Below are 13,269 nucleotides of genomic sequence, written 5' to 3' on the forward strand. Positions count from 1 at the left end.
CGAAAGGCCGTGAAACATGAGTGGTTCGGGAACGCGCTCGGCGGTGTCCGGTCTGTTGCCGGCGGACACCACGGAGGATGTGCGCGAGCGGGGGGCCGGTATTGCCCGTGAGGTCGCCGTGCTTCCCGTGGGGAGCTTCGAACAGCACGGTGCGTTCCTTCCGTTGGCGACGGACACGCTGGTCGCCTGCGCCGTCGCGCGTGAGATCGCCGCCGCCCACCCGGTCCATCTCCTTCCTCCGTTGACGATCTCCTGCTCGCACGAGCACGCCGCGTGGCCGGGGACCGTCAGCATTTCCGCCGTCACGCTGTACGCGGTGGTGCGGGACATAGCCGAATCGCTCCGCCGCTCGGGTGTGGACACCCTGGTACTGGTCAACGGACACGGCGGGAATTACGTGCTGGGCAATGTCGTCCAGGAATCCGCGGGCAGCGGTACGCGTATGGCGCTTTTCCCGGCCCTCGAGGACTGGGAGGCCGCGCTCGAACGGGCCGGTGTGGAGACCTCGTTGCTCACCGATATGCACGCGGGAGAAATCGAGACCTCCATTCTTCTGCACACGCACCCGGAATTGATCCGGCCCGGTTACGAGACCTCCGACTTCGTCGCGGACGACCGGCGTCATCTGCTCACCCTCGGTATGTCCGGCTATACCGAGTCCGGCGTCATCGGCCGCCCTTCGAGGGCCTCCGCCGAGAAGGGCAAGGAACTCCTGGCGGGGCTGACCGAGGCCTTCGGGGCGTACTTCTCGTTGCTGACGGAGAAGACACCGCCCTCGACGGGGACGGGTGCCTCGGCGGTCGCTGAATCCCGGCATTGATCCTGCCCTCCTGCGTTCTCCTCCCGCGGGCGTCGCAGCGCCGCGAACCAGCGGACGAACAGGACCACGACGCCGGGCAGGGCGGCGGCGAAGCTGAGCACCCCGTAGATCACGGCGACGCTCAGACCCATGCCGGCGCCCAGTCCGGCGGCACCGAAGGCCCAGGCCATGACGCCTTCCCTGGGGCCCCAGCCGCCGACGTTGAGCGGCAGGCCCATGGCGAGCAGGGCCAGCAGTGCCAGCGGCAGCAACTCGGCCACGGACGCGGTGGATCCGGCGACGCGGGCGGCGATCAGGAACATCGCCAGGTGTCCGGCCAGCACCACGACCGACGAGACGAGCACACCCGGCCAGTTGCCGCGGGCCAGCAGCGCGCCGCGCGCCTCGGTGAGCGCGGCGCGGACGGCTCCGTACCGGCGGGAAGGAGCGGCCGGCCCGGCCCTGCGGACCGCGGCCACCGCCACCGCCGAGCACACCGAGACGATCGCCAGGACGAGAGCCAGTCGACGGGCGTCCGTGAGGACCGGTGACGGCTGGGTGAGCAGGACCACGGCCCCTACGGCGACCAGGACCGCCTGCCCGGCGGTCCGTTCGAGGACCACCGCGCGCACACCGCGCCCGATGTCCCCCGCGCTCTGGCCGTGCCGTACGGCGCGGTGCACGTCGCCGAGGACTCCACCGGGCAGCGCCGCGTTCAGGAACAGCGCGCGGTAGTAGTCGGCGACGGCGCCTGCCAGCGGCAGCCGGATCCGCAGCCCGCGGGCCACCAGGCACCAGCGCCAGGCGCTGAACACCGTGGTGAGCAGCCCCAGTCCGACCCCGGCCAGCAGGGTCGTGGCGTCGATCTTCCGCAGCCCGTCCAGGAAGACGCCGGTGCCGAGCCGCCAGAGCAGTACGCCGAGGATGGCGGCGCCGGCGACGGTGCCGAAGTGGGTGCGCAGCCGGCGGGAGTCGAGCAGCGCGCGCAGGGCGCCCGCGCGGCGCCGGCCGTGGGTCGCCGGGGCCGGGTCGCCCTGCTCGGGCGCGCGGGCGGCACCGGGGGCGGCCGGTGTCCGGTCGCCCGCCGCGCCCGCGGTGGACGGGAGGGCGGTGGCTCGGGCGGCGGGCGGACGTGCCGTGACGTCGGCGGTGCGCGGGCGCACGATCGTTTCGGCGGCGAGCGGGCGCGCCGGGGCGTCGGCGGTGCGCAAACGCGCGGCGTCGGCCGTGGGGGCCGGGGCGTCGACGGCGGTGGAGCGTGTCGCGTCCGCCCCGGCCTCGGTGCGGACCGCGTCCGCCGCCTGCCCCTGGGCCCCGGGCACATCCGTGCCGGGGCGCCGCTGGGCGGGGGCGGCTCCACCGCGGATCCGCAGGGCGAGGCGCCTGCCGAGGGCGGGGACCGTGGCGGCGTCCACGCCGACCGCTTCCACGCCCGTGCTCACTTCGCACCGCCCGTCGGCAGCGCCAGGACGTCGCTGTGGTGCACGACCACCCGCAACTCGCCCGCCGCGCAGGCCGCCAGACGGGACCGCAGGTACGATTCCGCACGCTCCGCCAGTTCGGGCCGCTGCTCGACGGCCGCACCGACCCAGCCGCGCAGCCACTCCTCGGTGAGCGCGGCCTCGTCGGGCCCGAGCCGCCAGGGACTCGGATGCACCCGGACGGTCGCGCCGTGGTGGTCGAAGGCCTCGCAGGCCGCCGTGATCGCGTCCGGGCCGAGCAGGTCTCCGCGCCGCTGGTGGGCGTTGAACGCCTCGCCGAACTCGGCGTCCAGCGGGTCACCGGGCGCGAACTCGACGCGGCCCGCGACGGAGAGGGTCAGCAGGGCCGGAACCCCGGCCTCCGCGCAGGCCGCCGCGAGCCGGTCGATCTCCTCGCGGGTGAGCACGTCCAGCAGGGCGGACGCCGTCACCAGCGAGGCCCCCCTCAGGGCGTCGGCGGTCAGCCGGCTGATGTCGCCGCGCTGGGTGGTGACCGTGACCCGGCTGCCGTCGGCGGCCGCGGTGGGCGAGCCCACCGTCGCGAAGTGCAGCAGATACGGGTCCCGGTCGTGCAGGACCCAGTGCTGGGCGCCGTCCAGACGCGGGGCGAGCCAGCGGCCCATGGAGCCGGTGCCGCAGCCGAGGTCGTGGATCACCAGGTCGCCGCCGCGCCGGGACTGGTTGGCCAGCCGGATGCGCAGCGGGTCGAGCAGGTCGGCCGCCCGTGCCGCGGCGTCGGCGCCCTCCCGCAACTGGAGCCACTGGGGGGCGTAACGGGGCATGTCGTCGTCGGGCGTGTCCGCGCGCCGCCCCGGAGCGCCCGAACCGCTCGTGGTGGGGCCGGCCCCGGGAACGACCTGCTTCACGTCCTGGCCCGCGGCACCGGTCCCGGTCGCGCCCGGCGCCCTGTGCCCGGGAGCGTCCGACCCGGTCGCCGTCATCCTCATGCCGCCCTCCGGGGTTCCTGCGGAAGCCGTGCCAGCACGCCGGCCAGGCTGCGGGCCGTGGCGGCCCAGCCGTCCAGCGCGGCGCGCCGGCCGCGGGCGGCCGCCTTCAGCCGGCGGCGCACATCGGCCTCGCCGAACCAGCCGCGCAGTTCCACGGCCAGGGCGGCCGGGTTCTCCGGGGGGACGAGGATGCCGGGTACTCCGCCGTCGGGCGCGCGCCCGACCGCTTCGGGTAGGCCGCCGACATCCGTCGCCAGCACGGGAATGCCCCGGGCGAGCGCCTCGGTGACGGCCATGCCGTACGTCTCGGCGTACGAGGTGAGGACCATGAGGTCGGCCGCGGCGTAGCTGGCGTCGAGTTCCGCGCCCGCCTGCGGTCCGGCGAGGTGCAGCCGGTCGCCGAGGCCGTACTTCTCGATCAGGCCGCGCAGTTGGGCGACGTACGCCGGGTCCTGGGTGAGTCCGCCGACGCAGACGCAGCTCCAGGGCAGGTCGGTGACGGTGGCGAGGGCCTCGATCAGCCGGTGCTGGCCCTTGCGCGGGGTGACCGCCGCGACGCACAGCAGCCGGGAGACGCCGTCGGTGCCGGAGGCGAGCGGGGCGATGTCGGCGCCGGGAGCGGCGACATGCACGCGGTCGGGGGCGAGTCCGTGGTGGGCGACGAGCCGGCGGACCGCCCAGTCGCTGGTGGCGACGACGGCGGACACCGCCCGCAGGGTGGTGCGTTCCTTCGCGTCCAGCTCCGTGGCCACCGCCGGTGCCAGGCCGGTCTCGTCGCCGAGCGGCAGGTGCACCAGGACGACGAGGCGCAGCCGTTCGGCCTCGGGGACGATGATCTCGGGGACGCCGCAGGCGACGATGCCGTCGAGGAGGACGATCGTGTCGTCCGCCAGCTCGGCCAGGGTGCGGGCGAGTTCCGTACGGGCGGTGGTCGCGGGCCGCGGCCAGTCGCCCGGGACGGCGTGCCGGTGGACCTGCCAGCCGAAGCCGGGAAGGTCCAGACACAGCCGCCGGTCGTAGGCGTTGCCGCCGCTGGGCGCGGACGCGTCGTCGACGCCGCCCGGCATCACGAAGTGCACGGAGCGCAGGGACATGGGGATGATCGCCGCATTCTTGAGAGCGGTGTGCTGGACGGGCACGTAGTTCAGGGACGACTGGTCGCTGTCCGAGGCCGGGGGGCCGATGGTCGTGTCGGTCACAGGGCACGCTCGTAACTCGCCCAGGCGATGTGCGATTCGTGCAGGGTGACCGTGATGCCGGAGAGGCCGTAGGCGCCCTCGCCCAGCGCCCCGGCGTGCACGCGCTCGGCGAGGCGGTCGGCGATGACCTTGGCCAGGAACTCCGTCGAGGTGTTCGTGTTCTTGAAGTCCGGCTCGTTGTCGAGGTTGCGGTAGTTCAACGCGCTCACGACGGCGCCGAGTTCCTGGGTGGCCAGACCGATGTCGACGACGATGTTGTCGTCGTCCAGTTCGGCACGGCGAAACGTGGCGTCCACCAGGAACGTCGCCCCGTGCAGGCGCTGCGCGGGGCCGAAGACCTCGCCACGGAAGCTGTGGGCGATCATCAGGTGATCGCGGACGGTGATGCTGAACAACGGACGACCCTCCAGGTGCGGCACGTCTGATCCCCTGCCGGGACCATGCCGTGTAGTACGGCTGCCCCGTTCTCCTTGTTCAGCTGCCCGTTCTCCTTTCTTCGCAGTCCTCGGAGGTCAGGCCGGTCGCCCGGTCCTCAAACTCCGTCGTAGACGACGCGATGACACAACCCGGGTATCGATCCGGAGGCGAGTTTCGCCATCACGCCGGGTAGTTCCGCGAAGTCGCACTCTCCGGTGACGAGAGCGTCGAAGGCGGGCTCGGCGAGCAGTTCGAGGGCGAGCGCGAGGCGGTCGGCGTACGTCCGGCCGGGCCGGGCCGCCGGCGAAACGGAACCCACCTGGCTGCTGCGTACGACCAGCCGCCGCGAGTGGAAGGCCTCCCCCAGCGGCAGGCTGACCCGCCGGTCGCCGTACCAGCTCATCTCGAGGACGGTCCCCTCGCGGGCGAGGAGTTCCAGCGCCCGGGTGAGTCCGGCCTCGGTGGCGCTGGCGTGCACGACGAGGTCGCACTCGTCGGCGGCCTCCGCGGGCAGCGCGAAGTCGACGCCCAGGGCTCGGGCGATGCCCGCGCGGCCGGGATCGGCGTCGACGAGCTGCACCCGGACGCCCGGGAAACGGGCCAGGAGCGCGGCGACGGAGCAGCCGACCATGCCACCGCCCACCACCGCGATCCGGTCGCCGACCAGCGGGGCGGCGTCCCACAGGGCGTTCACCGCGGTCTCCACCGTCCCGGCGAGGACGGCACGGGCAGCGGGCACCGCGTCGGGTACGACCGTCACGGCGCTCACCGGGACGACGTACCGGGTCTGGTGCGGATACAGGCAGAACACGGTCCTGCCCAGCAGGCCCGCCGGACCTTCCTCCACTTGGCCGACACTCAGATAGCCGTATTTCACCGGTCCGGGGAAATCCCCGTCCTGGAACGGTGCACGCATCGAAGCATGCTGACTTTCCGGCACACCGCCACGGAAGACGAGGGACTCGGTGCCCCGGCTGACTCCGGAGTAGAGCGTGCGCACCAGCACCTCACCCTCCGCGGGGGCCGACAGGGCCTCCTCGCGTATCTCGCCGTGGCCGGGCGAGCCCAGCCAGAAGGCGCGAGCTGTGAGTTCCATGAGCGTCCCCCTGAACGATCGAGCAGATCTTCACGTACGGAGCGGTGACAAGCCGCGCACAGTACGCGGCGTTGATCGACTCTGTCATATGGCCGGAGGATGTGCGGTGGCCCTGAACAACACGTACGACGCGAGGCTCCTGGCCCAGGAGACCACGGTGGGAGCGGGTGTGCAGCTCCTGGTGCTGGCTCTGCTGGGGACGGCGATCGGGATGGGACCCGCGGGCTGGCTGACCGGTCTGGCCTTCGCGATCGCCACCTGGGCGGTCCTGACCCGCGCCCTGCGCCGCTCGCGGCCCCGCTCCTTCGGACCGGCCAATCGGGTGACGCTCGGCCGCGCGATCCTGGTCGGCGGCGTCACCGCGCTGGTCGCGGACTCCTTCCAGAGCTCGCCCCCGGTGTCCCTGCTCGTCGGTCTCACGGCGGTCGCCCTGATCCTCGACGGGGTCGACGGCAAGGTCGCCCGCCGCACCGGCACCTCGACCGCCCTCGGCGCCCGTTTCGACATGGAGGTCGACGCCTTCCTGATCCTCGTGCTCAGCGTGTACGTCTCGATGTCGCTCGGTCCCTGGGTGCTGCTGATCGGCACCATGAGGTACGTGTTCGTGGCGGCCGCCCGGGTGCTGCCCTGGCTGAACGCGGCGCTGCCGCACAGCATGGCCCGCAAGACCGTGGCGGCTCTTCAGGGGATCGTGCTGCTCGTCGCCGGCGCCGGGATCCTGCCCCGGGAGGCGGACGCGGCCGCGGTGCTGCTGGCACTCGGGCTGCTGGTCTGGTCGTTCGGCCGCGACATCGTGTGGCTGTGCCGCCACCGCCATCACCACGCGCGGGAACAGCCGCGCAGTGTCCGCGAGCTCGCCGAGGTGGGCTGATCCGGAAGGACCGGGACGGCCGGGCGGCCGTCCCCGCGCGACCGGTACGGCGGTGAGCCGTCGTACCTGACCCGGCGCCGGACGATCACGCCCGCGAGGGCGAACGCACCGAAGGCCGTCCCCCACTTGTGGGCCCGCGGCCGCGAACCGTCCGCGTCCGGACCCGTCCTCTCCCCGGCCGCGGCCCGGAGCGCAGTACAACCGCGAGGCCCTGGACGTACACTTCAAGGGCAAGTCCCTCGCCGACGTCCTGTCCACGACCTTCGGGGTATGCCCGGACTCTTCGCGGAGCGCGCGATCGTCCTCCACCACCTCAGGACGCTCCATCACGTCGGACCGGGGTACGGGAAACCCGGTCGGCCCGCCATGACGCTCCCCGTCCTCGACGAGCCGGCCACGGTCTGCACCACGCGGCCCAGCCGCAGTCCCGCGCCGGGCAGTTCCTCCGACCGCTTCCGGACAGGAGTTGAGGGCCATGGAGACGGACTCCCAGGCGTGGGACCAGGAGCCGCCCCGGCCCGTCGCGCAGACGGAGGAGGACGACGACGCCCCCGGGCCCCGGCTCACCTCCCCCGGTGCCTCGGTCGATCAGGTACGTGACTACCTCAAGCAGATCGCCCGGGTCCCCCTGCTGGGCGCCGCGCAGGAAGTGGATCTGGCGAAGCGGATCGAGGCGGGCCTGTTCGCCGAGCGCAGGCTCCAGGAGGAGCCGGGTATCGATCCGGGGTTCCGGCGGGAGCTGGAGATCCTGGCCGCGGACGGACACCGGGCGAAGTCCCATCTCGTCGAGGCGAACCTGCGTCTCGTCGTCTCCATCGCCAAGCGCTACAGCAGGCGAGGGATGCTGTTCCTGGACCTGGTGCAGGAGGGCAACACGGGTCTCATCCGCGCGGTCGAGAAGTTCGACTACGCCAGAGGGTTCAAGTTCTCCACCTACGCGACCTGGTGGATCCGGCAGGCGATCTCACGGGCCCTGGCGGACCAGAGCCGGACCATCCGCATTCCCGTCCACATGGTGGAGGTCATCAACAGAATGGCCAAGGTCCGCCGGGAGATCATCCAGGACACGGGAGCCGACCCGACCCAGGAGGAACTGGCGCGGAGGCTGGACGTACCGGTGGAGAAGATCTCCGAGATCGAGACCTACACCAAGGAGCCGGTCTCCCTCCACACCCCGCTGGGCGAGGAGGGCGGCACCGAACTGGGTGACGTGCTCGAGGACAGCGAGACCATCTCCCCGGCGGACATGGTCACCTTCCTGCTCCTCAAGGACGCCATCCAGGCCGTCCTGGCGAACATGACCGCGCGCGAGGCCGGAATCATCACGCTGCGCTACGGCCTCATGGACGGGCAGGCCCGGACGCTGGAGGAAATAGGGCAGGTGTACGGGGTGACTCGCGAGCGCATCCGACAGATCGAGTCCAAGACGATGTCCAAACTGCGCCACCCCTCACGTTCCGAGGCACTCCGGGACTACCTCGACGTCAGCTGAGGGCTGTCCCGTGATTCCCGGCCAGATCCCTCTGCGGAGCCACGAGTTGTTCCCCCGTCAGCCTGCCGTCCTGCCCCACCTGCTCGCGCCGCTCATCGCCGCCGCCACTCCTCGGCGAGCAGGGCGTACGAGCGCACCCGGTCCGCGTGGCCGTGCGTGATGGTCGTGATCAGCAACTCGTCGGCGCCGGTGGCTTCCTGGAGCTGTTCCAGCCGGTCGGCGACGTGTCCTGGGGAGCCCACGAAGCGGGTCTCGACGCGGTCCGCGACCAACTCCCGGTCCGCGTCGCTCCAGACATGGGCGCGGGCCTGCGCGGGCGTCGGGTACGGGATGGCGCCCTCGGCCGTGCGGATGCTGCGTACCCAGAGGTCGTAACCGGTGGCGAGGTCACGCGCGGTCTCGTCGTCCTCGGCGACGACGACATCGGCGGACACGCCCACATACGGCTTGTCGAGTACGTCGGACGGCTGGAACGCGGCGCGGTATCCCTCCACCGCCTCCAGCACCGTCGCCGGGCTGACGTGGTAGTTCGCCGCGAACCGCAGACCGCCCCGGCCCGCGACGCCGGCGCTCTCGCCGCCGCTGCTGCCCAGGATCCACACCTCGACGTCGGCACCCTCGCCGGGTACGGCGTGTGCCTCCACGCCGTCCGCCGACCGGTACGTACCAGCGAGCAGCGCGAGGATGTCGTCGATCTGCTCGCCGTAGTCCGGCGACTGGGCGTGCGGCTGCTGGAGCAGTGTGCGCTGGAGGGCGACGCGGGGTGAGCCGAGGAGGTGCGCGAAGGAGAACCGCGGCGGTATGCGCAGGCCGTTGGGGGCGCGCCCGTCGACGACCGGGGTCGCGGTCGGCGGCGGCACGTCGGCCTGGCCCGGCGGGCGCCCGCCGGAGCGGCCGAGGCCCAGGTCGAGCCGGCCGGGGTGCAGGGCGTCGAGCAGGCCGAACTCCTCGACCGTGGAGAGCGCGGTGCGGTGCCCCAGTTGTACGGCCCCCGAGCCCAGCCGGATCCTGGAGGTGGCGGAGGCGGTCAGGGCGAGGAGCACCGCGGGAGAGGTGCCCGCCACCCCCGGGTTGAGATGGTGCTCGGCGAACCAGTAGCGGGCGTAGCCCAGGCGCTCGGTCTGCCGGGCCAGATCGATGGAGTTGCGCAGGGCGTCGGCGGCGGTGGAGCCGGAGGAGACCGGGACGAGGTCGAGGACGCCGAGGGGGATGCCGGACATGGACGTGCCTCCTCAGTGGTCGGCGGGGACGGGCTCGGGCGCCGCGAGCACGGGCCCCCAGGCGAACGGCGGATCGGGGATGTCCCGCCGGAGCACGGGGGCGACCTCGGCCTGGAAGAGCTCCAGCGAGTCGCGGTGCCTGCGGTCGGAGAGACCGCCCGCGTCGGCGTGCAGATGCAGGACCGTGTGCCCGAACCGCTCGTGGTAGCGGTGCACCTTCTCGATGATCTGCTGCGGGCTGCCCACGAGCGCCGAACTGCGCGCGACGAAGTCCTCCAGCGTCGGGAAGACCGGCTCCAGGCCCAGCTTCCTCTGGAACGCCAGGTTCCCCTCGAACACCGGCCGATAGGCGGCGAGCGCCTCCTGCGAGGTCCGGGCCGCGTAGACGCCCGCGGTCCCGGCGCCCACCGCGATGTCGGCCGGATCGTGACCGTGGTGCTCCCAGCGCTCGCGGTAGTAGCGGATCAACTCGGCGTACGGCTCGATGGGGTTGGTGACGTTGGCGGAGAAGAGCGGGTCGCCGTGGCGGGCGGCCAGATCGACCGACTCCTTGCTGGTCGCGCTGCCGTGCCAGATCCGGACCGGCTGCTGGAAGGGTCTCGGCCACACTTCCGCGTCCTTGAGCTCCGGACGGAAGCGGGTCGCGGCGGTCACCCTGTCCTGCCGCCAGATCCGCCGGAACACCTCGTAGCTCTCGGCGTTGCGGTCCCACTGGTCCTCGGGTGTGACGTGGAACAGCTCGCGCTGCGCGGCGCCGTTGCCCTTGCCGATGATCAGCTCCAGCCGGCCGCCGGAGAGTTGGTCGAGGGTCGCGTAGTCCTCGTACGCGCGCACCGGGTCGAGCAGGCTGAGCGTGGTCACCGCCGTGAAGAGGCGGATGCGGGAGGTGAGCGCGGCGAGGTGGCTGAGGACGACGGGCGGCGAGGAGGAGATGAACGGCCGTTCGTGCCGCTCCCCCACGCCGAACCCGTCGAAGCCGAGCTCCTCGGCGAGCAGCGCGTTGTCGATCACCTCTCGGAAGCGGTCGTTGGTCGGTTTCCGCTCCCCGGTCACGGGGTGCGGGGCGTGCACGATCAGGGTGATGGCCAGGAACTTCATGACGCCACCCGGTCGGCCGCCGCCTCGGCGTCGGGGTGGGCGAGGCCCAGGTGGTCGCGGAGGGTGGTGCCCTCGTACTCCGTACGGAACACGCCGCGCTCCTGGAGCAGCGGGACCACGGTGTCGGCGAAGGTGTCGAGGCCGCCGGGGGTGATGTGCGGGACGAGGATGAAGCCGTCGGAGGCGTCGGCCTGGACGAAGACGTTGATCGTCTCGGCGACGGTGGCCGGGGAGCCCACGAACGCCTGCCGGTTGCCGGTCTCGATGACCAGGTCCCGGATCGACCACTTGTTGGCGGCGGCTCGCTCCCTCCACTCCCTGGCGGTGGCCAGCGGGTCCCGGTACATCCGCACCTGGGCGCGGCCACGGGCGATGGTGTGCTCGCCGAGGTCGGGGTCGATGTCGGGAAGCGGTCCGTCCGGGTCGTACGCGGACAGGTCACGGTTCCAGACGAACTCCAGGTGCTTGATCGCCGTGGCGCCGCTGACCTGCTGTCGGCGCACCTCGCGGGAGAGTTCCTCCGCCTCGGCGTCCGTGTCCCCGAGGACGAAGGTCGCGGCGGGAAGGATCAGCAACTGGTCGCGCGTGCGGCCGTAGCGGGCCAGCCTGCGCTTGACGTCCGTGTAGAAGGCCTGGCCCTCCTTGAGGGTGGCGTACCGGCTGAAGATCGCGTCGGCGTCCGCGGCGGCGAACTCGCGGCCCTCCTCGGAGTCTCCGGCCTGGAAGACGACGGGACGGCCCTGCGGGCTGCGCGGGACGTTGAACTGCCCCTGGATGTCGAAGTGCGGGCCCTGGTGCACGAAGGCTCCGGCCTTCGCGTCGCGCAGGAAGGTTCCGGTGTCCTGGTCGGCGACGATCTCGTCCCCGTGCCAGGAGTCGAAGAGTTCGTTCGCGGTGGCCAGGAACTCCCTGGCCCGGGAGTAGCGCTCGTCCTGCGGGAGGAACCCTCCACGGCGGAAGTTCTCGCCGGTGAAGGCGTCCCAGGAGGTGACGACGTTCCAGGCGGCGCGTCCGCCGGAGAGGTGGTCGAGGCTGGCGAACTGGCGGGCGACCTCGTAGGGCTCGTTGAAGGTGGAGTTGATGGTGCCGGTCAGGCCCAGGTGTTCGGTGACGGCGGCGAGCGCGGTCAGGACGGTGAAGGTGTCGGGACGGCCGACGACGTCCAGGTCGTAGATCTGTCCGCCCTGTTCACGAAGGCGCAGCCCCTCGGCGAGGAAGAGGAAGTCGAACCTGGCGCGTTCGGCGGTCCGGGCGAAGTGTGCGAACGAGCTGAACTCGATGTGGCTGCCGGCCTCCGGGTCGCTCCAGACGGTGGTGTTGTTGACGCCGGGGAAGTGCGCCGCGAGGTGGATCTGCTTGAGGGGCTTGTCCTGTGTCGTGCTCATGAGTGGGTCCCTCCGGCTCAGGCGGTGGCGGCGTAGCGGTTGGCGGGGCGGGAGAGTCCGAGCAGCCCGCGCAGGGTGTCGGCCTCGTACGACTGCCGGAAGGCGCCGCGACGCTGGAGTTCCGGGACCAGGCCCCGGGTGATCGCCGGCAGGTCGTGGCCGGCGACGGCGGGGCGCAGCCGGAAGCCGGAGAGTCCGGCCGAGTGCAACTCCTGGAGCAGGTCGGCGAGTTGTGCCGGGGTGCCGGTGAAGCTCCGGGCGTCACTGGTGTACGGGTGGCCGGCGAGGGTGTCGAGGCGTTCGCGGCGGGCCGCCGCCGCGGCGGGAGCGTCGTCCAGGAACACCACCAGGTCGCCGAAGAGGTGCAGGGGTTCGCCGGAGCGCCCGGCCGCTTCCTGTTCGGCGCGGACCGCGGCGACGATCGTGCGCGCCTGCCCGGTGTCGTGGGGGGTGACGTATCCGATGTCGGTGGAGCGGCCGAGCAGACGGAAGGGCGCGCCGGTCGCCGACTCGTGCGCGAGGGCGCTGACAGGGGGCTGACCCTGCGGCGGGCGCGGGGTGATCGAGGGCCCCTTGACGCTGAAGTGCCTGCCCTCGAAGTCGACGTAGTGCAGCTTTTCGCGGTCGACGAAGCGGCCGGTGGCGACGTCCCGGATCTCCGCGTCGTCCTCCCAGCTGTCCCAGAGCCTGCGCACCGCTTCGACGTGGTCGGCGGCCTCGTCGAAGAGGTCGACGGTCAGCTCCCGCAGGGCGGGGGTGTCCAGGTCCTCGAGGCGGAACGGGGGGAACGTACGGCGGCCGAAGTGTGCGGCCTCGTTCTGACGCGGCGACACCTGCACCCGTACACCCGCGCGGCCGGTGCTCACATAGTCGAGGGTGGCGATCGCCTTGGAGATATGGAACGGCTCCGTGTGGGTCGCCACCACGGTCGGCACCAGTCCTATGTGGCTGGTGAGCGGGGCGACGCGGGCGGCGATCAGGACGGCGTCCAGCCGTCCGCGTACCTGGTCGGTGCGGCCGTCGGGACCGGTGACCTGCGAGGACTGGAGTCCGAGCGCGTCCTCGATGGTCACGAGGTCGAGCAGGCCGCGCTCGGCCTCGGTGATCAGGTCCGTCCAGTACGCGGCGGTGAGCAGATCACGGGGGCGGGCCTCCGGCTCGCGCCAGGCGGCCGGATGCCAGCCGGCGCCGTCGAGCGCGACGGCGAGGTGCAGGGCGTCGGAGGGAGTGGAGGAGGCGGGTGAGGAAGGGGAAGAGGGGGAGG

10 protein-coding genes and 2 pseudogenes are annotated in these 13,269 nt (G+C 72.4%); 3 read left to right on the forward strand and 9 right to left on the reverse strand.

The window, feature by feature from the left end:
- The first annotated feature begins 16 nt into the window (after window positions 1-16).
- Complete coding sequence (locus tag OG199_RS09400; RefSeq protein ID WP_356799462.1) at window positions 17-820, forward strand: creatininase family protein; 804 nt, start codon at window positions 17-19, stop codon at window positions 818-820.
- A 137-nt stretch (window positions 821-957) separates the two neighbouring features.
- On the opposite strand, the pseudogene OG199_RS09405 reads toward OG199_RS09400, so the two are convergent.
- From OG199_RS09405 to OG199_RS09425, 5 genes and pseudogenes are all read right to left on the reverse strand, one after another.
- A pseudogene (locus tag OG199_RS09405) lies at window positions 958-2,241 on the reverse strand (lysylphosphatidylglycerol synthase domain-containing protein); the annotation flags it as partial.
- Window positions 2,238-3,227, reverse strand: a complete 990-nt coding sequence (locus OG199_RS09410) for a class I SAM-dependent methyltransferase (RefSeq protein WP_401806048.1) — start codon at window positions 3,225-3,227, stop codon at window positions 2,238-2,240. The gene OG199_RS09410 and the pseudogene OG199_RS09405, both read right to left, overlap by 4 nt.
- Window positions 3,224-4,426: a glycosyltransferase family 4 protein gene (locus OG199_RS09415; protein WP_401806046.1), complete on the reverse strand. Its 1,203-nt coding sequence runs from the start codon at window positions 4,424-4,426 to the stop codon at window positions 3,224-3,226. The genes OG199_RS09410 and OG199_RS09415 overlap by 4 nt, the downstream gene beginning before the upstream one ends.
- Complete coding sequence (locus OG199_RS09420; RefSeq protein WP_266703637.1) at window positions 4,423-4,821, reverse strand: 6-carboxytetrahydropterin synthase; 399 nt, start codon at window positions 4,819-4,821, stop codon at window positions 4,423-4,425. The genes OG199_RS09415 and OG199_RS09420 overlap by 4 nt, the downstream gene beginning before the upstream one ends.
- Before the next feature lie 137 nt (window positions 4,822-4,958).
- Window positions 4,959-5,939 carry a zinc-binding alcohol dehydrogenase gene (locus OG199_RS09425; protein WP_401806044.1) on the reverse strand — a complete coding sequence of 327 codons (981 nt, stop codon included), beginning with the start codon at window positions 5,937-5,939 and terminating at the stop codon, window positions 4,959-4,961.
- A 106-nt stretch (window positions 5,940-6,045) separates the two neighbouring features.
- On the opposite strand from OG199_RS09425, the gene OG199_RS09430 reads away from it, so the two are divergent.
- Together OG199_RS09430 and OG199_RS09435 are read left to right on the forward strand one after the other, a co-directional pair.
- Window positions 6,046-6,810 carry a CDP-alcohol phosphatidyltransferase family protein gene (locus tag OG199_RS09430; RefSeq protein ID WP_405829020.1) on the forward strand — a complete coding sequence of 255 codons (765 nt, stop codon included), beginning with the start codon at window positions 6,046-6,048 and terminating at the stop codon, window positions 6,808-6,810.
- 454 nt (window positions 6,811-7,264) lie between these two features.
- Window positions 7,265-8,302 (forward strand): annotated as a pseudogene (locus tag OG199_RS09435) (RNA polymerase sigma factor); the annotation flags it as partial.
- Between the two features lie 92 nt (window positions 8,303-8,394).
- Here the strand turns inward: OG199_RS09435 and OG199_RS09440 are convergent.
- From OG199_RS09440 to OG199_RS09455, 4 genes are read right to left on the reverse strand one after another with little or no spacing between them, the layout of a single operon-like run.
- Window positions 8,395-9,522 carry an LLM class flavin-dependent oxidoreductase gene (locus OG199_RS09440; RefSeq protein WP_356799453.1) on the reverse strand — a complete coding sequence of 376 codons (1,128 nt, stop codon included), beginning with the start codon at window positions 9,520-9,522 and terminating at the stop codon, window positions 8,395-8,397.
- 12 nt (window positions 9,523-9,534) lie between these two features.
- Window positions 9,535-10,620 carry an LLM class flavin-dependent oxidoreductase gene (locus tag OG199_RS09445; RefSeq protein ID WP_356799451.1) on the reverse strand — a complete coding sequence of 362 codons (1,086 nt, stop codon included), beginning with the start codon at window positions 10,618-10,620 and terminating at the stop codon, window positions 9,535-9,537.
- A complete protein-coding gene (locus OG199_RS09450; RefSeq protein WP_405829023.1) occupies window positions 10,617-12,005 on the reverse strand; it encodes an NtaA/DmoA family FMN-dependent monooxygenase in 1,389 nt (462 codons plus the stop codon). The genes OG199_RS09445 and OG199_RS09450 overlap by 4 nt, the downstream gene beginning before the upstream one ends.
- 17 nt (window positions 12,006-12,022) lie before the next feature.
- Complete coding sequence (locus OG199_RS09455) at window positions 12,023-13,219, reverse strand: LLM class flavin-dependent oxidoreductase (protein ID WP_405834482.1); 1,197 nt, start codon at window positions 13,217-13,219, stop codon at window positions 12,023-12,025.
- Window positions 13,220-13,269: the final 50 nt, after the last annotated feature.

The organism is Streptomyces sp. NBC_01176 (genome assembly GCF_045039825.1).
Taxonomy (GTDB): Bacteria; Actinomycetota; Actinomycetes; order Streptomycetales; family Streptomycetaceae; genus Streptomyces.

What these genes read in the sequence shown, in the direction of transcription:
- OG199_RS09400 (WP_356799462.1), top strand. Translation starts at nt 17, where the DNA reads ATGAGTGGTTCGGGAACGCGCTCGGCGGTGTCCGGTCTGTTGCCGGCG.
- OG199_RS09410 (WP_401806048.1), bottom strand. Translation starts at nt 3,227, where the DNA reads ATGAGGATGACGGCGACCGGGTCGGACGCTCCCGGGCACAGGGCGCCG.
- OG199_RS09425 (WP_401806044.1), bottom strand. Translation starts at nt 5,939, where the DNA reads ATGGAACTCACAGCTCGCGCCTTCTGGCTGGGCTCGCCCGGCCACGGC.
- OG199_RS09440 (WP_356799453.1), bottom strand. Translation starts at nt 9,522, where the DNA reads ATGTCCGGCATCCCCCTCGGCGTCCTCGACCTCGTCCCGGTCTCCTCC.
- OG199_RS09445 (WP_356799451.1), bottom strand. Translation starts at nt 10,620, where the DNA reads ATGAAGTTCCTGGCCATCACCCTGATCGTGCACGCCCCGCACCCCGTG.
- OG199_RS09450 (WP_405829023.1), bottom strand. Translation starts at nt 12,005, where the DNA reads ATGAGCACGACACAGGACAAGCCCCTCAAGCAGATCCACCTCGCGGCG.